We start from the raw sequence: 26,047 nt of genomic DNA, 5'->3' as shown, positions 1-26,047 counted from the left end.
CTCGCCCAGCCGTGCCAGCACCCGTACGTCGACGGCGCGCTTGCGGGGAACCGTGCGCTTGAGCACGGCGTCTGCGCGGTCGATGGCCTCTTGGCTGCGAATGACGCGCACGCGCCAGCCGGTGACGACCGGGCGCGGTACCTCGACGTCAAGAAGCTCGCCGGCCGCGGCGTCGCGGCGCGCGAGCGTGGTGAGGAACGTATCGGGATCGGCGTCGTCGCGAAGCTCGAGCAGATCGCCGGTGCCCACGGGGGCATCGAGCGCAAGCGAGGCCACGCCCGCCGGACCTTTGATCTGGGCGCGCATGCGCTCGCCCTTGGTGAGCGGATCGTGCGCCCGGAAGCCGGCCACGCTGCCCACGACCTCGCCGCGATTGTTCGACCGCTCGTAGCTCATCATGTCGTCATCCGAGCGCCCGTCCTGGTAGGCATGGGTGAAATCGCGATTGAAGCAGCGCTTGAGCTGCCGCGCCCGCCCCGCCCGCTCATCGCGCCCCGGCTCGCGGCCGGCAAGCGCGTCGTCGAGTTCGCGGCGGTATACATCGGTCACGGCATAGACGTAATCTGCCGCCTTCATGCGGCCTTCGAGCTTGAGCGCGGCGGCTCCGGTGTCCACCAGGCGCGGCAGCAGATCCGTCGTGCAGGTGTCGCGCGGGCAGAGCGGCCGCCCGCGACCGGGGGCGGAGATCACGCGCCCGTCCTCGTCCAAAAGCTCGTAGGGGAGGCGGCACGGCTGCGCGCACATGCCGCGGTTCGCCGAGCGGCCCGCCTGGCAGAAGCTCGAGAGCAGGCAGATGCCGGAATAGCTGAAGCAGATGGAGCCGTGTGCGAACACCTCGAGGTCGATCGCAGGGCAGGCCTCGTGGATGGCCGCGATCTCGTCGATCGAGAGCTCGCGCGAGAGCGTGACGCGGTCGGCGCCGGCGGCCTCGCACCAGGCGACCCCGCGCGCGTCGTGGATGTTCGCCTGCGTGGAGATATGCGTCTCGATGCTCGGCATCAGGCGGCGGACCTCGGCGAAGAGCCCCCAGTCCTGGATGATGAACGCGTCCGCCCCCAAGCGCGAGCAGCGGCGCACGAGCTCGAGGGCATCGGCCATCTCGCGGTCTTTGATGACGATGTTGAGGGTCACGTACACGCGCGCCCCGGCGAGATGCGCCGTCCGGCAGGCGGCCTCGAACGCCTCGTAGGTGAAGTTCTCCGCCTTGCGACGCGCGTTGAACGAGCCCATGCCCATATAGATGGCATCGGCGCCGGCGGCGAGGGCCGCAGCGAAGGGAGCGGGGCCGCCTGCAGGGGCGAGGAGCTCGGGAGAGCGGGTGGGCATGGAGACGTTCCTTTCGGCGCGTGGATAGGCGTGCCGGGGTTTTGCGGCACACGGGGTTCTACATCGAATATAAGCGCATCGCGACAGCTCAAGAGCTTGCGATGCGAAGCACCATATTGTCACACACTTTGAATGCGAAAATCGCAGCGGCTGCAGCCCTCCATAAGCGTTTCGGTGCGCGTGAGCGCAAGGCTCGAATCGAGGCCGCGGAACAGGTAGGGGTCGCGATGACAGGAAAGTAGGGTGCCGAGGTGCTCGAGCCCTAGGCGTCGGTACATCTCGGCGAACTCGCACCGCACGGCGTCCATGGCGAGCGTTCCCGCTTCCTCATCGAGTTCGATACGGCTCCATTCCATGGCGTCGCCTGCCGAGAACCGGGAAACCGCGACGTCGCGATAGTAGGTGAGCGGGGGCGTCCCCTCGGGGACCTCGGCCGCGAGCGCCTCACCCGCAGCCGTCCCCATCTCCGCCACGGCAGACTCGATGACGGCGTCGGCGCGCTCGCGTCCCAGCTCGCGGACGAATGCCTCGTAGAGGGGAGCGATGGCGAGCGCTTCGATTTCTCGGCGGACGATGAGCGGAACATCCTCGACGCGAAACTGCGCATGGTTCGCAGGTTCAGACATGGTGCCCTCCCTCACTGGCTTCGTTTGGCGCAATGCCTACAATTATGCATGTCTCACGTTGAGGGAATAGGGCGAATTGCCGTCGCGCGTTGCAGAGAAAGGGAATGTTATGACCTACGATTTCACCTCCATCATGGACCGGCGCGGACAGGATGCGATCGCCGTCGACGCGCTGGGTCTCGATTCCGGTGTTCCCGGCGCGCCCGACCCTGGGTTCGACGCCATCCCCATGTGGGTCGCCGACATGAACTTTCCCGTGCTGCCCACCATTCAAGAGGCCATCGAGGCACGCGTGCGTCAGCCGCATTTCGGCTACTTCGAGCCCCGACCCGAATACTACCAGGCCATCATCGGCTGGCAGCGCGACCGCAACGGCGTGACGGAACTCGAGCCCGAGCATATCGGCTACGAGAACGGCGTGCTCGGCGGCCTAGTGGCGACGCTTCAGGCCTTCATGGCGCCGGGCGATGCGGTGCTCGTGCACAGTCCCACCTACATCGGCTTCACGAGCTCGATTGAGAACGCGGGTTTCAAGATCGTCCATTCGCCGCTCGTGCTCGATAAAGCCGGCGTGTGGCGCATGGATTTCGAGGATATGGAGCGGAAACTCGTCGAGAACAAGATCCATGCAGCTGTGTTCTGCTCGCCGCACAACCCCTGCGGTCGCGTGTGGGAGCGCGCCGAGGTCGAGTGCGCTATGGAGCTCTACGCGAAGTACGATTGCGTCGTGGTGTCCGACGAGATCTGGTCGGACATCATTTTGCCGGGGCATGCGCATGTGCCCACGCAGTCGGTGAGCGATGACGCGCGCCGGCGCACCGTGGCGCTCTACGCCCCCAGCAAGACCTTCAACCTCGCCGGCCTCGTGGGCAGCTACCACATCATCTATGACAGCTACCTGCGTGATCGCGTGGATGCGCAGGCGTCGAAGTGCCACTACAACAGCATGAACATGCTCTCCATGTATGCGCTCATGGGAGCGTATCGCCCCGAAGGCCGCGTGTGGGTAGATGAACTCTGCCAGGTGATCGCGGCGAACGTGGACTTCGCCTGCGCGCATATCGAGGAACGCTATGCGGGCGCGGGCGTGCGCGTGGTGCGGCCGCAGGGTACGTATATGTTGTTCCTCGACTGCACGGGTTGGTGCGAGGTGCATGGTTGCGAGGTGGACGAGCTTCTGCGTGCGGGGTGGCGCGTGGGCGTGGCCTGGCAGGACGGCCGCCCGTTCCACGGGAGTCACCATATCCGCATGAACCTCGCGCTGCCCACGGCGCGCGTGGAGGAGGCGTTCGCGCGGCTCGATGCGCACGTGTTCGGTCTGTAGGATTTCCTCGCTCAAGGAGGCATTCCATGGCGTTTCCCGTTTTCGACCTGCATTGCGATACCGCGTCGATGCTCTGCTTGCGTGACGTTCCCATGGAGGTGCAAGAGGCGTTTGAAGTTCCTGAGGAACTCATGCCGGCGCGCGGTTCGAGTTTGGTGGATAGTGCGCTTCACATCTCAGCGAAGGCTATCGGCACGGTGCCGTGGCTCCAGTGCTTCGCATGTTTCATCCCCGATACCATGGACATAGAGCAGGCGGGGGAGCTGTGGCGCAGCGTCTCGGCCTACCTCGATGCGCAGGTGACCAAGCACCCGGATGCGATTGTGGCTGTGCGGAGCGCCGATGACGCGCGGGCGGCGATCGCGTCGGGCAAGCTCGGCGTGGTGAAGACCATCGAGAATGCGCGGCTGTTCGCGGCTGATCCTGCCTGGATCCATCGGTGCGCTGAAGACGGCGTGTGCATGGCATCGCTCAGCTGGAACGCACAGGGGCCGCTCGCGAGCGGGCACGATGTCGAGGACGCGGGGCTCACGCCGGCGGGGCGCGAGGCGGTGCGCCTCATGGAGGAAGAGCGCATGGTGCTCGACGTGTCGCACCTGAACGATACGTGTTTTGCCGAGGTGGCGCGCATCGCAGAGCGCCCGTTCGTCGCGAGCCATTCGAATGCGCGCGCCATCTGCGGGCACCCGCGCAACCTCACAGACGACCAGTTCCGCGAGATCCGCGACCGCGGCGGCCTCGTGGGGCTCAACTATTGCGACGACTTCCTCGTCGACGAGGAGGAGGGGCGCGAGCCCACGTATGATGACGTGCTGGCGCACATCGAGCACTGGCTCGACCTGGGCGGCGAGCGCATCGTGGCGCTCGGTAGCGACTTCGACGGTTGCGAGCCGCCGTCGTGCCTGGCGGACGCGTCGAAGCTCGGGGCGTTTCAAGAGCGCCTCGTAGAGCACTTTGGCGGGGATATCACCGAGGCCATCTGTGGCGGCAACGCGCTTCGGTTCTTCGCTGAGCACGCTTGGTAGCTCGATTAAGCGTGCCTTATCGTGATTTCAGCCGCTGAGAGATGGTATTGCCCCTAGGGCGAACGTTAAAAACCCCTGGGGTAATTTTACCTGGGTTGAATTATGGATTTCCGCAGGCTGAGCAGGATTTGCGAAGTTTCTCTGGCAATTCGACCGCCAAGCGCGTATCATACCGACTCGTATTGCTGGCTCCTGCCGGTGATTCGTCGTGCCGCGTGAAGCCAGCGCGCACGGCTCGGCAGGAGGCACGAGGACAACCCGGAGATGCGACCGTTTCCAGAGGCCAGGCCCCGTGCTTAAAACCCCAAAGGAGTGAACATGGCTGAAGAGAAGTATGTCCCGCGCCTGAAGACCAAGTACCAGAACGAGGTGCGTCAGCAGCTCCAGGACAAGTTCCAGTACAAGAACGTCATGATGATCCCGAAGATCGAGAAGATCGTCGTGAACATGGGCGTCGGCGAGGCCGCGACCGATTCCAAGGCCATCGACGGTGCCGTGCGCGACCTCCGCGCCATCACTGGCCAGCAGCCCATGGTGACCCGCGCCCGCAAGTCCATCGCGTCCTTCCGCCTGCGCGCCGGTATGCCCATCGGTGCCAAGGTCACCCTGCGCGGCGACCGCATGTGGGAGTTCCTCGATCGCCTCACCGCCGTTGCGATTCCCCGTATCCGCGACTTCCGTGGTATCGATCCCAAGAGCTTCGACGGCCGTGGTAACTTCTCCATGGGCGTGACCGAGCAGCTCATCTTCCCGGAGATCGACTTCGACTCCGTCGACCGCCAGCGCGGTATGGACATCACCATCGTTACCACCGCGACGACCGACGAAGAGGGCCGCGCCCTCCTCGACGGCTTCGGCTTCCCGTTCAAGAAGTAGTTTTTGCCTCGCGATTGCGGCGGCGGGCACGGTGCCTGCCGCCGCATGAGGCTATGGATACCTTACGTAAGGAGGAAATGTGGCTAAGACATCGATGATCGTCAAGCAGCAGCGCGAGCCGAAGTTCTCGACCCGCAAGTACACCCGCTGCCAGCGTTGCGGCCGTCCGCATTCGGTCTACCGCAAGTTCGGCCTGTGCCGCGTGTGCTTCCGCGAGCTGGCGCTGCGCGGCGAGCTTCCCGGCATCAAGAAGGCCAGCTGGTAAGTCACTGCCGGCGCTAGGGATTTGCAGCCCTGGCAGGGAAGAACGTGCACGCAGGCTTGTCCGCCACGGGTGGACGAGGACCGGTCGCACGAGTTCATCTAGAACGAAGGAGAATCTGCATGAACCTCACTGACCCGATCGCAGATATGCTTACGCGTATTCGTAACGCGAACGCTGCGAACAAGGCCGCCGTCTCCATGCCGAGCTCGAAGAAGCTCGTCGAGATCGCGCGCGTCCTTCACGAGGAGGGCTACATCGAGGACTACACGGTCGAGGATACCGTGCCTCAGAAGACCCTCCACATCACCCTCAAGTACGGCCCCAAGAAGCAGAAGGTCATCTCCGGCATTCGTCGCATTTCGAAGCCGGGCCTGCGCAAGTACGCCGGTGTCGCCGACCTTCCCCGCGTCCGCGGTGGTCTTGGTACCGCCATCGTTTCCACCTCCAGTGGCGTCATGACCGACCGCGACTGCCGCAAGGCGGGCGTGGGCGGCGAGATCGTCGCGTACGTCTGGTAAGCGATTAGGCGAGTAGAAGGAAGGAGAACACCGTGTCTCGTATCGGTAAGAAGCCTGTCCAGATTCCCGCCGGAGTCGATGTGGCAGTCGACGGCTCCCATGTGACCGTCAAGGGCCCCAAGGGCCAGCTCGAGCTCGACGTCTACCAGAAGCTCGAGGTTTCCGTCGAGGAGGGCGTGCTCACCGTGAGCCGTCCCGACGACGAGCGTGAGACCCGTGCCCGCCACGGCCTCACCCGTGCCCTCATCCAGAACATGGTGACGGGCGTGTCCGAGGGCTATACCAAGGCTCTCGAGCTCGCCGGCGTTGGCTACCGTGTCCAGCTCAAGGGCACGTCGCTCGAGCTCTCGCTCGGCTATTCGCACCCCGTCATCTACGACGCGCCTGACGGCATCACCTTTGAGGTGCCCGACAACACGCACATCAACGTGAAAGGCATCAACAAGCAGCAGGTCGGCCAGGTCGCGGCTGAGATTCGCGGCAAGCGTCCGCCGGAGCCCTACAAGGGCAAGGGTATCCACTACGTTGGCGAGCACATCCGTCGCAAGCTCGGTAAGGCTGCCAAGTAGCACACCCCGCCCGGAACAAGTCCCGTACCCCGTTAGGTACGGGCAAGGATTCTCAAGGAGATTCACATGGACAAGAATAAAGCGAAAGCTGCAGGCCTTGCGCGCCGTAAGCGTCGCGTCCGCGGCAAGATCTTCGGCACGCCCGAGCGTCCCCGCCTGCGCGTGACCCGTACGAACGCCAACATCTATGCTGCGATCATCGACGACACCAAGGGTCACACCCTCGTCTCTGCCTCCACGCTCGAGGCCGAGTTCAAGGGCACCCACACGTCGAACAAGGAGGCCGCCGAGAAGGTCGGCAAGCTCGTTGGCGAGCGCGCCATCGAGGCCGGCATCAAGGCTGTCCGCTTCGACCGTGGCGGTCGTATCTACCATGGCCGCGTGAAGGCCCTCGCCGACGGCGCCCGTGCCGCCGGCCTCGAGTTCTAGGAGGATAGAGCATGGCTCGTAATCGTGACAACAAGCAGCGCGAAGCCTCCGAGTTCGAGGAGCGCGTCGTCTTCATCAACCGTGTTGCCAAGACCGTCAAGGGCGGTCGCCGCATGTCGCTCGTGGCGCTCGTCGTCGTCGGCGACGGCAAGGGCAACGTCGGCCTCGGCATGGGCAAGTCTGCCGAGGTGCCGCTGGCCATCTCCAAGGCGTCGCTCGATGCCAAGAAGCACATGTTCCACGTGCCGGTGACCGAAGAGGGCACCATTCCGCACGAGGTCATCGGTCACTTCGGTGCCGGCCGCATCATCATCAAGCCCGCTGTCGAGGGTACCGGCGTCATCGCCGGTGGCGTGGTGCGCCCCCTCTTCGAGCTTGCCGGCATCAAGAACGTCCTGTCCAAGTCGCTCGGCACCGACAACGGCCTCAACATCATCAAGGCCGCTGCCGAGGGCCTGAAGGAACTCTCGAGCCCCGAGGACGTCGCTGCCCGCCGCGGCCTCACCGTCTCCGAGATGTTCGTTGGCAAGAAGGAGCGCTAAACATGGCAGATACCATCAAGGTCAAGCAGGTCCGCAGCACCAACGGTGCCAAGCAGGACCAGGTCAGGACCATCAAGGCCCTCGGCCTCGGGAAGATCAACCGTGTTCACGAGCTTCCCGACAACGCATCTGTCCGCGGAATGATCTTCAAGGTCAAGCACCTTGTTGAGATTGTAGAGGAGTAGCAATGCAGCTTCATGATCTCACCCCGCAGGAGGGGTCGACGCATCGCCGCAAGCGCATCGGTCGCGGCAACTCCTCTGGTCACGGCACCACGGCGGGTCGCGGCCAGAAGGGTCAGCTTTCCCGTTCCGGCGGCGGCAAGGGCTCGGGCTTCGAGGGTGGTCAGATCCCGCTCGCGATGCGCCTGCCCAAGCTTCCGGGTTTCCGCAACCCGCGCCGCATCGAGTTCGCGCCTGTGAACATCGCCCGTCTCGACGAGAAGTTCGAGGACGGCGCGGTGATCGACGGTGCCGCGCTCAAGGCTGCTGGCATCATCAAGAAGGAGTTCCAGCCCGTCAAGGTTCTTGCTGAGGGCGAGACCAGCAAGAAGTTCACTGTTCGCGTGGACAAGGTTTCTGCCGCTGCCAAGGCTAAGATCGAGGCGGCCGGAGGGTCGGTCGAACTCCCGTGCTAAATGGCCTGAAGAACGCGTTCCGGGTCAAGGACCTTCGGGATAAGATTCTCTTCACCATAGCGATGCTCGTGCTGTACCGTCTCGGTGCACACGTTCCTGTGCCCGGCGTCCCCTTCCAGGGGATGACGGGCCTTTTCCCCACCGAGGGCGCTATGGGGTTGCTGACGTTGTTTTCCGGCGGCGCGCTGAGCTATGTGTCGGTGTTCTCGCTCGGCATCATGCCCTACATCACGAGCTCCATCATCATGCAGCTCCTCCAGAGCGTGATTCCGAGCCTGCACGAGCTTGCCCGTGAGGGCGAGGTCGGCCAGCAGAAGATCACCCAGTATTCTCGCTACCTCACGCTCGGCCTTTCCATCCTGAACGCGATCGGTTACCTGTTCCTGTTCAAGAGCTACGGCATCAGCTTCGCGAACGCCGATGCTCCCGAGATCATCTTCGACATCATGGTCGTGGGCACGCTTACCGCGGGCTCTATGCTCATCATGTGGATCGGCGAGCTCATCACCCAGCGCGGTATTGGCAACGGCATGTCGCTCATCATCTTCGCGAACATCATGTCCGGCCTTCCGCAGGCGATCTTCGCCTCGCTCGAGGGTGACGTCATGGGCATTGTCGTGACGGTGGTCGCCGTCGTGGTCGTGCTCGTGGTGATTCCGTTCATCGTGTTCCTTGAGCGTGGCCAGCGCCGTATCCCGGTGAGTTATGCCAAGCGCGTAGTGGGTCGCCGCATCATGGGAGGCCAGTCCACCTACCTTCCCATCAAGGTGAACACCGCTGGCGTCGTACCGATCATCTTCGCGAGCGCCCTGCTGTACCTTCCGGCGCAGCTCGCGGTGTTCTTCCCTGGCGTTGACTGGGTGATGGCTGTGGCCAACGCGCTCTCCGCGGGTTGGATCAACTGGATCCTCAACGTGATCCTCATCGTGTTCTTCGCGTACTTCTACACCTCCATGGTGTTCAATCCGGATGAGACGGCCGACCAGCTTAAGCGCCAGGGCGGCTTCATCCCCGGTGTCCGCCCCGGCCGTGCGACGGCTGCCTACATCAAGAACGCGCTCAACAAGATCACCCTTCCAAGCGCCGTGTTCCTCGCGCTCATCGCCATTGTGCCTTCGATCGTCTTCGCGGCGACGGGCAACCAGCTCATCCAATCGTTCGGTGGCACCTCGGTGCTCATCATGGTTGGCGTGGTGCTCGATACCGTCGATAAGCTCGAGGGTCAGTTGAAGACCTACAACTACGACGGGTTCTTCAAGTAAGGGTCTGCGAAAGCCTTCGCGCGCATGCGCGGGGGCTTTCACTCGTAAGACGGGAAAGGAGACCTCCTATGAATATCGTTCTCTTGGGAGCGCCCGGTGCCGGTAAGGGCACCATGGCCCAGAAGCTCGTCGCCGATTACGGCGTGGCACACATCTCCACGGGCGACCTGCTCCGCGCCGCTGTGAAGGGTGGCACCGAGCTCGGTGTCCAGGCTAAGAAATATATGGATGCCGGCGAGCTCGTGCCCGACCAGCTCGTCATCGATCTGGTGAAGGAGCGCCTTGCCGCCGATGACGCGCAGAAGGGCTTCATCTTGGACGGCTTTCCGCGCAACACCGTGCAGGCCGTGACGCTCGATTCCGAGCTCTCTTCGCTCGGTCGCTCCATCGACGCCGCCCTTCTTATCGACGTCGCGCCCGCGGTCATCATCGAGCGCCTTTCTGCGCGCCGTACCTGCCGTGCCTGCGGGTACACCGGTACCGCGAGCGATACCGTGTGCCCCACCTGCGGTGGCGAGATGTACCAGCGCGACGATGACAAGCCCGAGACGATCCAGAACCGTCTCGACGTGTACGAGAAGTCCACGAGCCCGCTCGTTGAGTACTACCGTGGCCAGGGTCTGCTCAAGGCTGTTGATGGCGCGCGCTCGATCGACGAGGTCTATGCGGACGTCAAGGAAGCGCTTGGTCTATGATCAAGATCAAGTCTCCTCTAGAAATCGAAGAGATGAAGAAGGCTGGAGCGCTGTCTAAGATGGCGCTCCGCCACGTTGGGGCAATGGTGCGTCCCGGCGTCTCCACCTTCGAGCTCGACCAGCTGGCCGAGCAGATTATCCGCATGCATGGCGGCACGCCCGCGTTCAAGGGCTATGGCGGCTTTCCTGGCTCGATCTGCGCTTCGCTGAACGACGCCGTGGTTCACGGCATTCCCAACCCCGACGTGATCTTGCGCGATGGCGACATCATCTCCATCGACACGGGTGCTATCGTCGATGGCTGGGTGGGCGACAACGCTTGGACGTTTTACGTTGGCACCCCCGCGCCCGAGGTGCAGGCACTCTGCGAGGTGACGCGCGACTGCCTGGTCGCGGGCATCGAGCAGGCGGTGCCCGGTAATCGCATCGGCGACATCGGGCACGCGATTCAGTCGCTTGCCGAAAGCCATGGCTACGGCGTGCTCCGCGAGTACGTCGGCCACGGCGTCGGTCGCGTGATGCACGAGGAGCCCAACGTACCCAACTACGGCAAGAAGGGGCGCGGCGTGCTCCTCGAGGCTGGCATGGTTATCGCCATCGAGCCCATGATTACCCTCGGTACGCACCGAGTGAGCACGGGTGCCGACGGCTGGATCGTCACGACGAACGACCATCTGCCTGCCGCCCACTATGAAAACACCATCGCCATCACAAATGACGGCCCGGTGATCCTCACCGCCGACGCGCAAGGTGCGTGGTGCTCGCTGCAGGGCGGGGTCATGTAACGAGAACGCTCAACCTGTAAGGGGGCTGGGCGGCCTCCCGTATATCATTCCGTGCTCAAACAGCGCTGCGCGAACTGCGCGCGGAACGATATACGGGAGCCCGCCCAGCCTTCTAGTTCAGGCATGTCCCAAAATGCACCTGTCCCTTTTTGGGACATGCTTGTCCCAAAAAGGGACAGGTGCATTTTGGGACATGCCAGCGCTGAACTCGAGCCGGATGTTCCGTTCGCGGAGTCGGACATACCCTCCCGCGCGCAGTTCGCGTCAGCGCTGTCTGAGCACGGGAGGGTATGTCCGACTCCGCGAACGGTGTAGGATCGATGTGAAAAACACATGAACGACACAGAAGTTGTTGTATCATAAGTCGCTGCTGTCATCATTCGAGAGAAAGATGTGCTTGTGAAGAAGGAAGACGCAATCGAACTCGAGGGTACGGTCACCGAGCCGCTGCCCAACGCGATGTTCCGTGTCGATCTGGGTAACGGTCATACGGTGCTCTGCTCCATCTCGGGCAAGATCCGCATGAACTATATCCGCATCCTTCCCGGTGACAAGGTCGTTGTCGAGCTTTCGCCCTACGACCTCACCCGCGGACGCATCACCTATCGCTATAAGTAGGCAGCGCCCTGGGGCGGGTCGCCCCGCGCAGCGTTCGGCATGCTCAACCGTGCGTGTGCGCAACCAGCCTTGGTAATTCACGTCTGCGGCTGGACGAGTAGATAGTAGGTTTGTAGTTTGAGCACTACCGAAAGGAAGAACGATGAAGGTACGTCCTTCGGTCAAGAAGATGTGCGATAAGTGCAAGATCATCAGGCGCCACGGAAAGGTCCTCGTCATCTGCGAGAATCCGCGCCACAAGCAGCGTCAGGGTTAAGAGAGGAGAACTACATTGGCCCGTATCAGTGGTGTCGATCTGCCGCGCGAGAAGCGCATCGAGATCGGTTTGACCTACATTTACGGCATCGGCCGCACCACGGCGTCTAAGATCTGCGCCGAGACCAACATCAACCCGGATACCCGCGTTAAGGATCTCACCGACGAAGAGGTCGACGTCATCCGCAAGTACATCGACGAGCAGCACCTCATGATCGAGGGTGACCTGCGTCGTGAGCGTAACCAGAACGTTAAGCGCCTTATGGACATCGGTTGCTACCGTGGCCTGCGCCACCGCAAGGGCCTTCCGGTCCGCGGCCAGCGCACGCACACCAACGCTCGCACCCGCAAGGGTCCGAAGCGTCAGATCGGTGCCAAGAAGAAGAAGTAGGGAGCGCTTAACCAATGGCTACTGCAAAGAACAAGCGCGGCGCCGTTACTCGTGTGAAGCGCGCCGACCGCAAGAACATCTCCGTGGGGCAGGCTCACATCCGCTCCACCTTCAACAACACGATCATCTCGATCACCGATCCGCAGGGCAACGTCATTGCCTGGAAGTCGGCTGGCCAGGTGGGCTTCAAGGGTTCGCGTAAGAGCACCCCGTTCGCTGCCCAGATGGCTGCCGAGGCCTGCGCCAAGGCCGCCATGGAGCACGGGATGCACAAGGTCGCCGTGTTCGTGAAGGGCCCGGGCTCCGGCCGCGAGACCGCCATCCGCTCGCTGCAGGCCGCTGGCCTCGAGGTCACGAGCATCCAGGACAAGACCCCCATCCCGCACAACGGCTGCCGCCCCAAGAAGCGTCGCCGCGTGTAATATCGAAAGGATCGCATTACCATGGCAATCGACAGGACTCCTGTTCTTAAGCGCTGCCGCCAGCTCGGGATCGATCCCGTTGAGCTCGGCTATAGCAGCAAGAAGGAATCGAAGCGTCAGCCCCGCCGCCGTCGCAAGGAATCTGAGTACGGCATGCAGCTGCGCGAGAAGCAGAAGGCGAAGTTCATCTACGGCGTGCTCGAGAAGCAGTTCCGCCGCTACTACGAGCGTGCACGCAAGATGAACGGCATCACCGGCGAGAACCTCATGGTGCTCCTCGAGAGCCGTCTCGACAACGTCGTGTTCCGCCTCGGCTTCGCCCGCACCCGTCGCGAGGCCCGTCAGACGGTTACGCACGGCCACTTCACGGTGAATGGCCGCCGTGTCGACATCCCCAGCTACCTCGTCAAGCCCGGCGACGTCATCGCCGTGGGCGAGAAGTACCGTGACCTCCTCCCCATCAAGGAGGCTCTCATCCAGTCCGAGCGCTTCGAGGTGCCCGGCTGGCTCGAGGTCGATATCGAGAAGCTCTCTGGTAACGTGCTCTCGCTGCCCGCGCGTGAGCAGATCAGCACCGATATCCAAGAGCAGCTCATCGTCGAGCTCTACTCGAAGTAGTCCAATTTGGGCTGCTGAGGCTGGAGGTTAATACATGTCAGAATTCATTAGGCCTCAGGTTCAGGTCGAAGAGATCAACGAGACGTCGGCGCGTGTGTCTGCCGAGCCGCTCGAGCGCGGCTACGGCGACACCCTCGGCAACTCGCTTCGTCGCGTACTGCTGTCCTCGCTCGAGGGTGCTGCCGTCGAGGCGATCAAGATCGATGGCGTCCAGCACGAGTTCATGACCATCCCGAACATGGTGGAGGATGTCACCGACATCGTCCTCAACGTGAAGGGTCTGGTGTTCCGTGCCAACGGGATGTCTGCCGACGAGGGTACCGCGACCATCTCGATCGATGGCCCGTGCGAGGTCACCGGCGCGGATTTCTTCATCCCGTCTGAGTTCGAGCTCGTCAACCCCGAGCAGCATATCGCGACCCTCAACGAGGGCGGTCATCTCACGATGAGCATGCGTATCGGTCACGGCCGCGGCTATGTGTCCTACGAGGGCAACAAGCGCGATAACGACCCGATCGGCTACATCCACGTGGACTCGCTCTTCTCGCCGGTGCGCCGCTGCGCCAAGCTCGTCGAGGCTTGCCGCGTCGGCCAGCACACCGACTACGACCGCCTTGTGCTCGAGATCGAGACCAACGGCGCCATCACGCCGCGCGAAGCCGTGGTGCAGGCTGCGAACATCATCAACCAGCACATGGCCGCGTTCATGAACCTCGCCGAGACCCCCGAGGTCGAGGAGGAGGCTTCGATCTTCGCCCCCGAGGTTACGAACGACAACGCCGAGCTCGACAAGCAGATCGAGGATCTCGATCTCTCGGTTCGCTCCTACAACTGCTTGAAGCGCGCGAGCATCCACTCCGTGCGTCAGCTTGTGGAGTTCTCCGAGAACGATCTTCTGAACATCCGCAACTTCGGCGTGAAGTCGATCGAGGAAGTCAAGGACAAGCTTGAGTCGATGGGCCTGAGCCTGAAGGCTTAAGTGGCCAGCATATAGAGGAGAAACGAGACCATGCGTCACAACAAGAAGAAGGGCCTGAAGCTCGGTACCGATGCGAGCCACACCAAGGCCATGAAGAAGAGCCTTGCCCAGGCGCTGTTCACCTATGACCGCATCAAGACCACCGAAACCCGTGCGAAGGCGCTCCGCAGCTTCGCCGAGCCCATCATCACGTGGGCCAAGAAGGGCGACCTGCACTCTCGCCGCCTTGCTATCGCCAAGCTCGGCGATAAGGATCTCGTGGCCGAGATCTTCGACAAGGCCGCGCAGGGCATGTGGGCTGATCGCAACGGTGGTTACACCCGCATCATGAAGCTCGGTCCCCGCAAGGGCGACAACGCTCGGATGGTCATCATCGAGATCGTGTCCGAGCCTTGCACTCCCAAGGTCAAGAAGGCTGCTGCCGCGCCCGTGAAGCCGGTCGCGCCGAAGAAGGTCGAGGAGGCCGAGGAGGAGGCACCCGCCGAGGAGAAGGACGCCGAGTAAGCTCGCGTCATCGTGCATGTTGAAAGGCCCTGCCCTGTGGTGGGGCCTTTTTTCGTAGGTGATATGGGGGAGGTGCAGGCGCGTGCTCCAGGTTCGCAATGCAACGGTACGGTTAATCGATGCAGAAGGCACGGGGCGGGCGACCGCGCCTCGCTATGCCCTCGATCGCGTGTGCTGTCGAATCGCTCCGGGCGAGCTTGTGGGCTTTGTCGGCCTGAACGGTTCAGGCAAATCCACGCTCGCTCGTCTTATGTGCGGCGCTCAGGCGCCCGATGAGGGGCTTGTGAGCGTAGACGGCATAACGAGCGCCACCGCAGACGGACAGCGCCGCATTCGGCGTCTCGTTGGCCGTCTTGGCCAGGCACCCGCCGACCAGATCATATCGACCGTCGCTGCGGACGAGGTCGCCTTCGGGTTGGAAAACCTCGGCCTCGACGAGCTAAAGATCAACGACCGCACCCAACGTGCGCTGGCGGCGGCGGGGCTCACGGGCTTCGAGGACCGTGCCATAGCGGAGCTTTCCGGCGGCGAGCAGCAGCGGCTCGCGTTCGCGTCCGTGCTCGCGATGGAGCCCGCCTATCTGGTGCTCGACGAGCCGACCTCGCAACTCGACTCATCGGCACGGGGGTCGTTCCGCGCGCTCGTGCAGAGGGTCGCCCGCTCGGGGGCGGGCGTGGCGCTCATCACGCACGATCCGCTCGAGGCACTCATGTGCGATCGCGTGTACTGCCTGCGTGACGGGCGCATCGCGTGGGAAGCGACGCCTATCGAGCTCCTAGCGCTCGAAGACCATCGCCTTGCAGACGTATCGCCCCATGCTGCCTATGTGGACGCCCTGCGTGCCGCCTGCGCGGGTGGTTACGACATGAAACAGGGTGTCGAGCCGCATGCGCTCATCTCGTGGCTCGCTGAAGAGTGCGACGCGGACGGCGCGGGTGCGGAGACGCTTCGCGCTCTCGTTCAGGCTATGCATACACGTAGCGGGGAATCGGGCGCCGAGCCTTCCGCGGGGTCTCGCACTGCGCGGGATACTAACGCTTTCGCAAAGGGGCAAACGGGAATACCCATTGCACGGGCGTGCGTCTCGCGTGGCGGCTCAGAGGTGCTGCACGACGTTTCGCTTGCCGTCCCCGCGGGCAGCGTGACCCTTGTTGCGGGAGCGTCGGGGGCGGGAAAGACGACCCTCGCCTGCGCTGTTGCGGGGTTGGTCGATGTTCAGGCGGGGACAATCGTGGTCAACGGGGAGGCACCTGCGCCCGGCAGGGTAGCGATCGCGTTCCAGGATCCGGAGGATCAGCTCTTTTTGGAAACGGTTGGGGCAGAGCTCGCCTTCGCTCCGCGAAACCTCGACTTTGATGAGGCGCGCGTGCAGGAAGAAGTTGCACGTGCTGCCGGCCTCCTGGGTATCGAGGAGCTCCTCGAGCGCGATCCCTTCGCTCTTTCAGGAGGGCAGGCGCGTCGCGTCGCGCTCGCGAGCATCCTCACGGCCGCTCCGCGCGCGCTCGTGCTCGATGAACCAACCGCTGGGCTCGATGCACCGGGTAGGAGCGCGCTACATCGCCTGGTGCGCAACCTCGCTGCCTCTGGTATGCCGATTATCGTCATCAGCCACGACCTCGAGGAATGGTTGGATACGTGCGACCGGGTTGCGCTCATGCGCGCGGGGTCTATCGTCTGGGAGGGCGATCCCGCGAGTCTCGAAGAGGATCTTTCCGCCTTTGAGCGTGCGGGAATCGATCCGCCAGAGTCGTATGAGCTTGCTCGGGCGTGCAAGGAGCTTCTGCGGGCTCCACGTGAAGGAACGGCCGAAGACGCGGCGGCTGTGCTGCCCAGGACATCGGCAGCGCGAGCGCCGAGCGTCGCCACGCCCGTACGGGAGAGCGCGCCGGCCTCCACGCCGCTTGCCACGCTCGATGCGCGCGTGAAGGTCATTCTCCTTTTGGCTGCGACCATCGCCGTCTTCGCCTCCGGTGCTCCCTGGGCGCTTGCGGTGTGGCTCCTTTGTGCGCTCGCCGTCGCGCGCCTTTCCGGGATGCATGCAGGCGCGACGCTGCATTCCCTGAAGCCCATGCTTGTGCTCTTCGCCATCGTCGTCGCGGTGAACTTCATCTCGCTCGACGGCACGGCCGAGGTCATGGTGGCAGCACCCTTTGGTTTCAGCCCGGCCGGTGCGGTGCGCGCCGTTACGGCGATCGCACGCATCGTCGCCCTTGTGCTGCTCGCGCTCTCGGTGAGCGCTTCGACCACGCCCACCCAGCTTGCCGATGCCTTTGTCCGCCTCATGTCGCCGCTCGCGACCGTCGGCGTTCCCGTGGGTGATATCGGGCTCACGCTCTCGATGGCACTCAGGTTCATTCCGCTTGTATCGAGTGAGGCCGAACGCATCCGGCGTGCGCAGGCAGCGCGCGGCGTCGACTTCGAGGGCGGCGGTGTGATGCGACGCGTGCGGGCATGGGCGTTCGTCATCACGCCGCTCGTCGTGGGGCTTTTTCGGCGAGCTGATCGCATCGCGCAGTCCATGGATGCCCGCTGCTTCGAGCCCGAAGTGCGGCGCGCCCGGCCGCGCGCGCTCGCAGCGCGCGACGCGTGCGTGCTTGTAGCAGGGATATGCGCTATGGTGGTGCTCATCGTGGCATCGCTGGTTTGGTAGCAACCTCGATATGAAGGGGCATGATATGGAACAGCTCGAGCAGGCGGGTACCCCTCAGGCGACCATCGTGCTCAGGCTCGCCTATGCAGGTGGGCAATACAGCGGGTTCGCAGAGCAACCGCAGACGGGCGTGCGCACCGTGGCAGGTGAGCTCAGGAGCGCGCTGGAGACCTTTTTGCGCCGTGAGGTGGAGCTCACCTGCGCCGGGCGCACCGATGCCGGCGTCCATGCGCTCAGCCAGTACGTGAGCTTTTCCGCACGGGACGAGGAGCTCGACATCGCGGCGAGGCGCTGGCTGCGTGCCATGGACGCGCTCTTACCGCGCAGCATTGCCGTGCAAGAGGTCTTTCACGCGCCGGAGGGCTTCTCCGCGCGCTTCGACGCGCTTGCGCGGACGTATGTCTACCGTATAGCAGATCGCCCGAACCGCCCCGTGCTTACGCGCGACCGTGTGTGGTGGCTGCGCTATCCGCTCGATGACGCCGCCATGGCGCGCGCTGCTGCATGCCTTGTGGGCGAGCACGATTTCAAGAGCTTCTGCAAAGCGTCTTCCGCAGAAGGTAAGCCGACCTGCCGGAACGTCATGAGCGTCGGTTTTGAACGAGGTTGCGAGCTCGGTGAGGACGTGCTCTCGTTCACCATCACGGGCAACGCCTTCCTGCATTCGATGGTGCGCACCATCGTGGGCACGCTTGTTGAGGTGGGCTCGCATCGCCGCGATGAATCGTGGGTCGCGGAAGCGCTCGCCGCGTGCGACCGCGCTGCTGCAGGTCCCACGGCACCGGCAGACGGCCTCGTGTTTGCAGGCGTCGCGTATCCGGACGGCCTCCTCACCCCGCTTTCCATCTAGCACGCGAGGCTGCCTGCCTCGCGAAGGCCCCGTCTTGTGCTGGGAACGTGCAGAACATTTGAACAAGACGTGCAGGTGAACCCTTGGAAATCTGGGGTAGAGCGCCGGTGCTACCATGGTGGAAGAACGAAGCGTTCCGAAGGCGAGAGGAGGCGGACGTGGTACGCCGTGCCGTGCGGAGACCGTTTGCAACGGTCGTCCTTGTTGTGCGCGATGCCGAGGCACATATCGTCCGCGCCCTCGAGAGCGTGCTCAACCAGGATTTCGATGACATCCAGGTCGTGGTGAGCGACCGCGCCTCGCATGATCGCACGCGCTCCATATGCCGAACCATCGCCGAGCGCGATATTCGCGTCGATGTGGTGGAAAACGATTCCAGCGACTTCGCCCAATCCTTTGATGCTGCGATCGCGGCCGCGCGCGGCAGGTACGTGCTACCGATGGCTCAGGATGACTGGCTTGCCCCGGGATCGCTCGCCAAGCTCGCCGAGGCGGTCGAGGCGCACGATCTGCAGCTTGCCATCATGGCGCTCTCGCTCGACGAGCAGGTTGGTGCCGGTGAGCGCGCCTCGCATGTCCTACGATTTTCCGTCGAGCCCACGGATTCCGCCGCTGCGTTTCGCGACGAGACGTCGCTGTTCGTGTGCGAGGGCGTGCTTGGATTCCTCAAGGCGAAGCTCTTCGATCGCGACCGTATCGACGAGCTGGGGCTCCGCATGAGCCTGCAGGGAAGCCAGACGGCCTTCCTCATGTCCTATATCGAGGGCGTCGAGCGCGCCGGCTGCGTCGAGGACGCGCTCTACCACGCCGCTCTCGGCGAGGCGGGGCAGGCGGCGGAGGCGACGACTTACCAGGAGCGCGAGCGCGACCATGAGCGCATGCTGGAACTGGCGCGCGCGTGGCACCGCGAGCATGACTGCGAGCTTATGCGCGCCATCCATCAGCTGCATATGCGCCAGGTCATCGCGAGCATCGAGCAGGTGTGCTCGATGCGGGGCATCTCGTCGATCGAGCGCTCGGAGCGCGTGCGCGATATCGTCGAGGCGCCGAGTACGCGTGCCTCGATTGAAGTTTTGGGCGAGACAAGCCGCGAGTTCGGGTTCATGTATGCATCCATCGTTCGCAAAAATGTCGCGGGCTGCTGCTTGAGCGCTCGCTTCGCACAACTTGCCCGTATATCGCGTTTGCCCATCGCGCACGGTGGAGCCGATCTCGTCGCGCTGGCATAATGCGGCATCCCGTGGTTTTCCCACAAAAATTCTCATATTGTGCCTGGGCTATGCTTCCAAATGATTACAAAATGAGGGCCTGCCGCAGATTTCTGTAAACTAGCGATATGCATAACCACGTCTCTGTGAAGGATGGGCGATATGGCTAAGAAGCGCAGCAGCCGGCAAGAGGCGATTCGCGAGATCGTTCGAAATAAGAACGTGCGCACGCAGCGCATGCTCGTCGATGAGCTTAAAGCTTATGGGTTCGATTGCACACAGGCGACGATCTCACGCGATATTGCCGATATGGGCCTCCGCAAGCTGCCCGAGGGCATCTACGTGCTCGCTGAGGATCTGCATCTGCAGCGCATGGTCTCCGAGCTCGTCGTCGAGGTTGTGCGCACCGGCAATCAGGTGCTCGTGAAGGCGCAGCCTGGCACCGCTTCTGGTATCGCCGCCGCCATCGACGCAGCCGAGCTGCCCGCGGTGCTTGGGTCGCTCGCCGGCAACGATACGATTCTCGTCATCGCTCGAACTGAAGAGGACGGCGAGCGTTTCGAAGCGCTCATCTCGAAGCTTTGTGGGGCGCAGCGCTAGCGTTCGCATCGCGAAGTCATGCTATGACAATCGCCCTCGGGATCGCCCCTTGGTTCGGTGGGGCATCCCGAGGGCGATTGTTGGTATGAAAGCGCCCGGACACCGCAGGTCTTGCGATGCCCGGGCGCTCATGCTGCCGGTGCGTGGATTCGGCGCGGGATAGGCCGATGCCCGTGGCCTATCCCTCACCGTCTGGGGTAATCGGACTCGGGTCGGGAACCGGATCGGTATCCGGGTCGGGATCCGGGCTCGGACTCGGATCCGGGTTCGGGTCGGTATCCGGCGACTCTTGCGAGGGCGGGGTCGAAGGCGTGGGCGACTCGGGCGTGGTCGTTTCGGGTGTCTCCTCGGTCTCGGGCGTCTCGGTGCTCTCCGGGGTCTCCGCCTCGGTGCTGCCATCGAGCTTCTCGCCGTCTACCTCCCAGTAGGAGTTATCGCGGTACGCGGGCGTCTCTCCCGTGGGGAACTCCTCGCGCGGCACACCCTCGAGGATCGCGTTGAAGAAGTTGCGCGCGATGGGCTGGGGCAGGTCGCTCGTCGATGCCGCGCGACCCCAGATACGGACGGTGTTCGTACCGCCCGAGGTGTAGCCCGTCCACACCGCGACCGAATACTGCGGCGTGTATCCGCAGAACCACAGGTCGCCGTAGTTCTCGGTCGTGCCTGTCTTGCCCGCGAAGGGCTGGTTCACGGAGAGTTGCGCCGTGGTGGCGGTACCCCGGGAGATGACGCCTTCAAGGATGTCTGTCACCACCATGGCCTCGCCGGTCTCGAGCACGCGCTCGGGGTCGTCCTCGTGCTGGTAGATGACTTCGCCATCGCGGTTCAAGATCTCGGTGATGGCTACGGCATCGCGATGGAGGCCGCCGGAGGCGAACGTCGAGAACGCTTCCGCCATCTGCAGGGTGGAGAGTTCCTCGGTGCCGAGCGTGAGGGAGGAGTAGGGGTTCATCTCGTTCTCGATGCCCAGCTGGTGGCACATGTCGATGACGTTCTGTACGCCCACCGCCTTGGCGACGCGCACGTAGCCGGTGTTCGACGAGAGCTCGGTCGCGCGGGCGAGCGAGATGTACCCGTACTGCGCGTTGCCGATGTTCTGCACGCGGTACGTGCCGTTGTCGAAGGTCTGCGGTGAGGTGCAGTTGATGATGATGTTCGGGTTCATGCCCTGGTCGATTGCCGTGGCAAGCGTGAACGCTTTGAACGAGGAACCCGTTTGGCGCTGCGTGATGGCATGGTTGGTGTGTTGATCGTCGGCGTAGTAGTCGCGGCCGCCCACCATGCCCACGATGTAGCCGGTGTCGTTGTCGATGACGGTCATGCCCGCTTGGAGGTCGTCGTCGGCATCGACTTCCTCAAGGCGCTCGACGACCGCGGTTTCGGCAGCCTGCTGCACATCGGGCTGGATGGTGGTCTTCACCGTGAGGCCGCCCGAGAAGATCTGGTTGTAGTCGAACTCGTTTGAGAGGAGGTCGCGCACGTAGTCGACGAAGTAGGGGTAGGCGTAGATGTCGACGCCCGTGCCGGAGGTCTCGGAGAGCTTGAGCTCGATGGGCTCCGCTTGGGCTGCGTCATGCTCCTCCTGGGAGATATAGCCGTTGCTGAGCATGCGGTCGAGCACCGTGTTGCGGCGCTGGAGGGCGTAGTCGGGGTTGACTGTGGGGTCGTACTGCGAGGGTGCGTTCGGCAGACCCACGAGCAGCGCCGCCTCGGCGAGCGTGAGGTCGGAGGCGCTCTTGGAGAAGTAGACGTTTGACGCCGCCTCGATGCCGTAGGCGCCGTGGCCGTAGTAGATGGCGTTGAGGTACATGTTCAAGATCTCATCTTTGGAGTAGATCTCTTCCATCTTCACGGCGAGGTAGATTTCGCGAACCTTGCGTTGGAGCGTCACGTCGAACTGCTCGTCCGAGAGGATCGTGTTGCGCACGAGCTGCTGGGTGATGGTCGAGGCACCCTCGGAGCCGCCCGTGAGCTGCACCCATGCGGCGCGCATGATGCCCACGAGGTCGAAGCCGCCGTGCTCGTAGAAGCGCTCGTCCTCGGTGGCGACGGTGCCGTCGATCACGTAGTCCGAGATCTGGTCGAGCGTGACCGTGGTGCGGTTCTGCGTGTAGAAGCTCGCGATTTCGTTGCCTTCGGCGTCGAGGATCGTGGTGGGCTCGCTCGAGAGGTACAAGTCGGTATCGGTGTAGTCGGGCAGGTCCTGGAGCCATGTGTCCACGACGCCGATCATGCCGACACCGAAGGCGACGCTCGCGAGGAGCATGAAGCCGAAGAACGAACCGATGATGATGGGTGCGATATGCGTTTTCGCACGAAGATGGCGATTCCGCTGACGAGGACCCATGTCGACCTCCTGGTATTCTGCGACCTGTCGACGCGCGGCATGCGCCGACAAATGTTCGTCATACATACACTTCACCACAGTACCGCAACAAAGCCGTTTGGAGTATTAGGTATTCTTATTAGTGCCAAATTCCAGACCGCCTGCATACGGCGCGTTGTGTATGCGGATGGCGATTGGGGTCGATGGGTGCCCGCGGGGCGCGGGGCTGCATGAAAGGTTGCCATGAGCGAAAACGTTGAACACGCGTTCGCGCAGGACGATACGGGGGATGTTCCCGAGGTGATGGATGGATCGAAGGCTTCGCGGCGCGGCGTGCGCGAACGGCTGCGCGCGCTCGATCCCGTCTGCGCGCTCGCGCTCGTGCTCGCCCTGCTCTTTGCCCTTGCGCTCGCACCCATGCTCGCCATCTCCCGCTACGACCACAGCTATGCCGACGACTGGCATTACGGGGTCGACGCCCATGCGGCGCTCGAAGCGGGCGAGGGCGCGGTCGGCGTCATTTCTGCTGCGGTGGAAGAGGCGATCGATACCTACGATTCGTGGCAGGGCACGTATTCCGCCATTGTGCTCATGGCGCTGCAGCCGGGTGTGTTCGGGGAGGGGCTGTACGGGCTCGGCGCCGTGGGCATCATGGTGGCGCTCGTGCTCGCTACGGGATACGCGGCGGCGATCGTCGTGCGCGATGTGTGCGGCGCTGGTCGCGCGGAGTGGCTGTGCGTGACGCTTGCCGCGCTATTGCTCCAAACGCAGCTGCTGCCGAGCCCCGTCGAGGGCATCTGGTGGTATAACTCGGCTATCTATTACACCTTCTACCATGCGCTTCTGCTTGTCGGTGCGGGGCTTTCCGTGCGCCTTCTGCGTGGGCGGACGCACCGTGGGGCTCTGAGCGGTGCGGGGACCGCCGCCCGGGCCTCCGCGCTCGTGTTGCTCGCGTTCGTGATCGGCGGCGGAAACTACGTGACGGGGCTTGTCGCAGTCGTGGCGCTCGCGGCTACCGTGGTGGCGGCGCTTGCGCGCAGGCGGCGCTCGGCGTGGCTTCTGGTGCCAGCGCTCATCGTTCTCGCCGTTGGGTTTGCCTGCTCGATGGCCGCGCCGGGCAACGCCGCGCGCCAGGCGAGCCAATTCCCGGGCGATAACCTCGGTGTGGTGATGACGCTTCTGCGCAGCGGGTTTGCCGGATTCGAGTACGCGGTGCTGTGGATGAACGGCTTCATGGTGCTCTTTCTCGCGCTGCTCGTTCCGGTGTTCGTGCGTATCGCGCGGCGCTCGACATGCTCGTTTGCGTTGCCTGCCGTTCCCGCGCTCGCGGTGCTCCTGCTGTTCATGGCAAGTTTCACGCCCACGTTTTTCTCCATGGGGTACGTGGGGCCGGGCCGTGTGCAAAACATACGCTACGACTACTTCGTGCTCGCGGTGTTCCTGTGCGTGGGCTGGCTCGTGGGCTGGCTTGTGCGCCGCGCGGAGCGCGCTGGGGTGCTGCCCGCGTGTGCGGCTCGGCGCCATCCCGGGATCGGCGAGGTTTCGTTGGCACCCGTGGGCGTTCCGGCACATCGCCTACAGCGTGAACGGGACACGGGGATCGCGTATCGGCGTGCGGCCGCGGTATATCTCGGCTGCGGCCTGCTCGTGCTCGTTGCGGCTGTCGGTGCACTTGCGATCGACGAGCGGCATCGTGATGACCTCGTATCGCTTTCGGCTGCGAGTTCGCTGGTCTCGGGTGAGGCGCAGGAGTACGACGAACAGGTGCGCGCACGGCTTGCGCAGCTTGAGACGAGCGAGGAAGCGGATGTGTACGTCGCCTATTACACGGTGGGGCCGAAGGTGCTCTTCATGGGCGACGTCCACGACAATATGGATAACTACATCAACTTCCGACTCGCCCAGTGGTACGGCAAGGACTCCGTCATCGGCTACCACAGCACCCTTGGCTAGCACCGCGTTGTCACTTTGGGAGGCGTCACTTTGGGGACGGGTACGTTTGTGTCGTTTTCGACATTTTGGGGACGGGTATCTTTGTGTCAAAAACGACACAAACGTACCCGTCCCCAAAGTGACGCCTCAAAGTAGGGGCGCGGACGGGCAAACTCGGCTACACTAGTTAGTTACTGTGAACAGAGCACCGCCCGCGTGGGCGAGGGTGCTAGGGATATCCAGGAGGGTGAGCTATGCTCCCAGTCGATGAACAGATGCGCGTCATTACCTCGGGCGCGGCGCAGATCGTGCCGGAGACGGATCTTCGCAAGAAGCTCGAGCGCGGCGTGCCGCTCAACATCAAGCTCGGCGTCGATCCCACGAGCCCCGACCTGCACTTGGGTCACGCAGTTCCGCTGCGCAAGATGCGCCAGTTCCAGGATCTTGGCCACAAGGTGACGCTCATCATCGGCAACGGCACGGCGATGATCGGCGATCCGTCTGGCAAGAACACCACGCGCCCGCAGCTCACGCAGGAGGAGGTCGAGGCGAACGCCGCCACCTACGTGTCGCAGGCCATGAAGATCCTCGACCCCGAGAAGACGACCATCGTCCACAACGGCGACTGGATCCTCTCGCTCGACTTGAAGGGTATGCTCGAACTCTGCAGCAAGTTCACCGTCGCGCGCATCTTGGAGCGCGACGACTTCACGAAGCGCTACCAGTCGCAGACGCCCATTGCGCTCCACGAGTTCCTCTATCCCGTGATGCAGGCGTACGACTCGACGGTGATCAAAGCGGACGTGGAGATGGGCGGTACCGACCAGCTCTTCAACCTGCTCGCCGGCCGCGAGCTCATGGATAAGATGGGCATGGAGCCGCAGGTCGCACTCACCATGCCGCTGCTCGAAGGTACGGACGGCGTGCGCAAGATGTCGAAGTCCTATGGCAACTACGTGGGTCTCACCGACGAGCCGGCCGATGCCTTCGGCAAGATCATGTCCATCCCCGACGAGATGATCGGCAAGTACTATCGCCTCGCTTCCACGCTTTCCGTGGACGAGGTCGATGCGATCGACGCCGCGCTCGCCGACGGCTCGGCCGACCCGTACGAGCTCAAGCGCGCGCTCGCGGTGAACATCGTGGACGCCTACCACGGTGCCGGTGCAGGCGAGGAGGCGAAGGCCGCGTTCGACCGCGTCTTCAAGCAGGACGAGCTGCCTGAGGACATCGCCGAGGTGACGGTAGACCTCACGCCGAACGCGGAGGGGCTCGTCTATCTCGCCGGCGTGCTCAAGGAAGCCGGGCTCGCGCCCTCCGCAGGCGAGGCTCGTCGCCTCATCGACGGCGGTGGCGTGAAGATCGACCAGCAGCCGGTGGCTCCGAAGAGCTATAACGTGGATCCGTCGCTGCTCCATGCGGGCGCGGTGCTGCAGGTGGGCAAGCGCAAGTTCGCGCGCCTCGTATAGGGGGTTGTTTGGTGCCGGGTTCGTTTCAACCCGGCTTGGCGCATGGCTCAGGGCTGGTTCCATCCACCTGCTCTGTCCCATGCGGCGCAGAACCGATTTTGCTGCTGATTCGAGATATAGGGGGGGGATTCGACTATGGCAGAGGATGCGACGAACAATGCGGCGGGGCGCCTGGCGATTGTCGTGCCCTGCTATAACGAGGAGGAAGTCCTCCCCGAGACATGCCGTCGTCTTGCCGCGAAGCTTGCGAGCCTGGTGGAACGTGAGATTGTTGCGCCGCAGAGCCGCGTGCTCTTCGTGAACGACGGAAGCCGCGATGCGACCTGGTCGCTCATCAAGCAGGCGA

30 protein-coding genes are annotated in these 26,047 nt (G+C 63.5%); 27 read left to right on the top strand and 3 right to left on the bottom strand.

The window, feature by feature from the left end; translation table 11 throughout:
• Together QZ079_RS01645 and QZ079_RS01640 are read right to left on the bottom strand one after the other, a co-directional pair.
• Window positions 1-1,326, bottom strand: a 1,326-nt coding sequence (locus QZ079_RS01645) for a peptidase U32 family protein (protein WP_297034222.1), incomplete at its 3' end; no start/stop codon positions are given.
• A gap of 119 nt (window positions 1,327-1,445) precedes the next feature.
• The gene (locus tag QZ079_RS01640; protein WP_297034219.1) at window positions 1,446-1,952 is read right to left on the bottom strand and encodes an L-2-amino-thiazoline-4-carboxylic acid hydrolase; all 507 of its coding nucleotides are present in this window, start codon (window positions 1,950-1,952) and stop codon (window positions 1,446-1,448) included.
• A gap of 109 nt (window positions 1,953-2,061) precedes the next feature.
• Here QZ079_RS01640 and QZ079_RS01635 point away from each other — a divergent pair, with 109 nt between their 5' ends.
• From QZ079_RS01635 to QZ079_RS01520, 24 genes are all read left to right on the top strand, one after another.
• Complete coding sequence (locus QZ079_RS01635) at window positions 2,062-3,276, top strand: MalY/PatB family protein (RefSeq protein WP_297034217.1); 1,215 nt, start codon at window positions 2,062-2,064, stop codon at window positions 3,274-3,276.
• A 26-nt stretch (window positions 3,277-3,302) separates the two neighbouring features.
• Window positions 3,303-4,301 carry a dipeptidase gene (locus tag QZ079_RS01630; protein WP_297034215.1) on the top strand — a complete coding sequence of 333 codons (999 nt, stop codon included), beginning with the start codon at window positions 3,303-3,305 and terminating at the stop codon, window positions 4,299-4,301.
• A gap of 318 nt (window positions 4,302-4,619) precedes the next feature.
• Window positions 4,620-5,177, top strand: a complete 558-nt coding sequence (rplE, locus tag QZ079_RS01625) for a 50S ribosomal protein L5 (RefSeq protein ID WP_291290220.1) — start codon at window positions 4,620-4,622, stop codon at window positions 5,175-5,177.
• 79 nt (window positions 5,178-5,256) lie between these two features.
• Window positions 5,257-5,442, top strand: a complete 186-nt coding sequence (locus QZ079_RS01620; RefSeq protein ID WP_291289591.1) for a type Z 30S ribosomal protein S14 — start codon at window positions 5,257-5,259, stop codon at window positions 5,440-5,442.
• A gap of 119 nt (window positions 5,443-5,561) precedes the next feature.
• Entirely contained in the window at window positions 5,562-5,960 is a 399-nt protein-coding gene (rpsH, locus tag QZ079_RS01615) for a 30S ribosomal protein S8 (RefSeq protein WP_291289590.1), read from the top strand.
• Window positions 5,961-5,992: 32 nt separating this feature from the next.
• The gene (rplF, locus tag QZ079_RS01610; protein WP_297034213.1) at window positions 5,993-6,529 is read left to right on the top strand and encodes a 50S ribosomal protein L6; all 537 of its coding nucleotides are present in this window, start codon (window positions 5,993-5,995) and stop codon (window positions 6,527-6,529) included.
• 66 nt (window positions 6,530-6,595) lie between these two features.
• The gene (rplR, locus tag QZ079_RS01605; protein ID WP_291289588.1) at window positions 6,596-6,958 is read left to right on the top strand and encodes a 50S ribosomal protein L18; all 363 of its coding nucleotides are present in this window, start codon (window positions 6,596-6,598) and stop codon (window positions 6,956-6,958) included.
• Between the two features lie 11 nt (window positions 6,959-6,969).
• Window positions 6,970-7,500 (top strand): 30S ribosomal protein S5, encoded by a 531-nt coding sequence (gene rpsE / locus QZ079_RS01600; RefSeq protein WP_297034210.1) that lies wholly within the window; start codon window positions 6,970-6,972, stop codon window positions 7,498-7,500.
• Between the two features lie 2 nt (window positions 7,501-7,502).
• The gene (gene rpmD / locus QZ079_RS01595) at window positions 7,503-7,685 is read left to right on the top strand and encodes a 50S ribosomal protein L30 (protein WP_019239626.1); all 183 of its coding nucleotides are present in this window, start codon (window positions 7,503-7,505) and stop codon (window positions 7,683-7,685) included.
• A 2-nt stretch (window positions 7,686-7,687) separates the two neighbouring features.
• Window positions 7,688-8,137, top strand: a complete 450-nt coding sequence (gene rplO, locus QZ079_RS01590; protein ID WP_297034206.1) for a 50S ribosomal protein L15 — start codon at window positions 7,688-7,690, stop codon at window positions 8,135-8,137.
• Window positions 8,131-9,399, top strand: coding sequence for a preprotein translocase subunit SecY (gene secY / locus QZ079_RS01585; RefSeq protein ID WP_291290223.1), 1,269 nt, complete (start codon window positions 8,131-8,133; stop codon window positions 9,397-9,399). Before rplO ends, secY begins: the two co-directional genes overlap by 7 nt.
• Before the next feature lie 68 nt (window positions 9,400-9,467).
• Window positions 9,468-10,094 carry an adenylate kinase gene (locus QZ079_RS01580; protein ID WP_291289584.1) on the top strand — a complete coding sequence of 209 codons (627 nt, stop codon included), beginning with the start codon at window positions 9,468-9,470 and terminating at the stop codon, window positions 10,092-10,094.
• Window positions 10,091-10,879, top strand: a complete 789-nt coding sequence (gene map, locus QZ079_RS01575) for a type I methionyl aminopeptidase (protein WP_297034201.1) — start codon at window positions 10,091-10,093, stop codon at window positions 10,877-10,879. Before QZ079_RS01580 ends, map begins: the two co-directional genes overlap by 4 nt.
• A 399-nt stretch (window positions 10,880-11,278) precedes the next feature.
• The gene (infA, locus tag QZ079_RS01570) at window positions 11,279-11,497 is read left to right on the top strand and encodes a translation initiation factor IF-1 (RefSeq protein ID WP_019127912.1); all 219 of its coding nucleotides are present in this window, start codon (window positions 11,279-11,281) and stop codon (window positions 11,495-11,497) included.
• 142 nt (window positions 11,498-11,639) lie between these two features.
• On the top strand, window positions 11,640-11,753 hold the full coding sequence (gene rpmJ / locus QZ079_RS01565) for a 50S ribosomal protein L36 (RefSeq protein ID WP_006363204.1): 114 nt from the start codon (window positions 11,640-11,642) through the stop codon (window positions 11,751-11,753).
• 15 nt (window positions 11,754-11,768) lie between these two features.
• The gene (gene rpsM, locus QZ079_RS01560) at window positions 11,769-12,143 is read left to right on the top strand and encodes a 30S ribosomal protein S13 (RefSeq protein WP_019239621.1); all 375 of its coding nucleotides are present in this window, start codon (window positions 11,769-11,771) and stop codon (window positions 12,141-12,143) included.
• 14 nt (window positions 12,144-12,157) lie between these two features.
• Window positions 12,158-12,565, top strand: a complete 408-nt coding sequence (gene rpsK, locus QZ079_RS01555; RefSeq protein WP_291288702.1) for a 30S ribosomal protein S11 — start codon at window positions 12,158-12,160, stop codon at window positions 12,563-12,565.
• A 21-nt stretch (window positions 12,566-12,586) separates the two neighbouring features.
• A complete protein-coding gene (rpsD, locus tag QZ079_RS01550) occupies window positions 12,587-13,183 on the top strand; it encodes a 30S ribosomal protein S4 (protein WP_291288701.1) in 597 nt (198 codons plus the stop codon).
• Between the two features lie 34 nt (window positions 13,184-13,217).
• Window positions 13,218-14,162: a DNA-directed RNA polymerase subunit alpha gene (locus QZ079_RS01545; protein WP_297034190.1), complete on the top strand. Its 945-nt coding sequence runs from the start codon at window positions 13,218-13,220 to the stop codon at window positions 14,160-14,162.
• 30 nt (window positions 14,163-14,192) lie between these two features.
• Complete coding sequence (gene rplQ / locus QZ079_RS01540) at window positions 14,193-14,666, top strand: 50S ribosomal protein L17 (RefSeq protein ID WP_297034187.1); 474 nt, start codon at window positions 14,193-14,195, stop codon at window positions 14,664-14,666.
• Window positions 14,667-14,748: 82 nt separating this feature from the next.
• On the top strand, window positions 14,749-17,316 hold the full coding sequence (locus QZ079_RS01535) for an ATP-binding cassette domain-containing protein (protein ID WP_297034183.1): 2,568 nt from the start codon (window positions 14,749-14,751) through the stop codon (window positions 17,314-17,316).
• A gap of 25 nt (window positions 17,317-17,341) precedes the next feature.
• Window positions 17,342-18,166, top strand: a complete 825-nt coding sequence (gene truA, locus QZ079_RS01530) for a tRNA pseudouridine(38-40) synthase TruA (RefSeq protein ID WP_291288697.1) — start codon at window positions 17,342-17,344, stop codon at window positions 18,164-18,166.
• Between the two features lie 158 nt (window positions 18,167-18,324).
• On the top strand, window positions 18,325-19,395 hold the full coding sequence (locus tag QZ079_RS01525; protein ID WP_297034178.1) for a glycosyltransferase family A protein: 1,071 nt from the start codon (window positions 18,325-18,327) through the stop codon (window positions 19,393-19,395).
• Window positions 19,396-19,536: 141 nt separating this feature from the next.
• A complete protein-coding gene (locus QZ079_RS01520; protein WP_297034176.1) occupies window positions 19,537-19,974 on the top strand; it encodes an arginine repressor in 438 nt (145 codons plus the stop codon).
• A gap of 178 nt (window positions 19,975-20,152) precedes the next feature.
• On the opposite strand, the gene QZ079_RS01515 is transcribed toward QZ079_RS01520, so the two are convergent.
• Window positions 20,153-22,321 (bottom strand): transglycosylase domain-containing protein, encoded by a 2,169-nt coding sequence (locus QZ079_RS01515; RefSeq protein ID WP_291290225.1) that lies wholly within the window; start codon window positions 22,319-22,321, stop codon window positions 20,153-20,155.
• A gap of 222 nt (window positions 22,322-22,543) precedes the next feature.
• On the opposite strand from QZ079_RS01515, the gene QZ079_RS01510 reads away from it, so the two are divergent.
• The 3 genes from QZ079_RS01510 to QZ079_RS01500 form a co-directional block, all read left to right on the top strand.
• The gene (locus QZ079_RS01510) at window positions 22,544-24,253 is read left to right on the top strand and encodes a hypothetical protein (RefSeq protein WP_297034171.1); all 1,710 of its coding nucleotides are present in this window, start codon (window positions 22,544-22,546) and stop codon (window positions 24,251-24,253) included.
• A gap of 233 nt (window positions 24,254-24,486) precedes the next feature.
• Entirely contained in the window at window positions 24,487-25,701 is a 1,215-nt protein-coding gene (gene tyrS / locus QZ079_RS01505; RefSeq protein WP_297034169.1) for a tyrosine--tRNA ligase, read from the top strand.
• 135 nt (window positions 25,702-25,836) lie between these two features.
• Window positions 25,837-26,047, top strand: a 211-nt coding sequence (locus tag QZ079_RS01500; RefSeq protein ID WP_297034166.1) for a glycosyltransferase, incomplete at its 3' end; no start/stop codon positions are given.

The organism is uncultured Enorma sp. (assembly GCA_905210055.1).
Taxonomy (GTDB): Bacteria; Actinomycetota; Coriobacteriia; order Coriobacteriales; family Coriobacteriaceae; genus Enorma.
The sequence above is the reverse complement of the archived record's forward strand: the minus strand, read 5'-3'. Positions and strand labels throughout refer to the sequence as shown.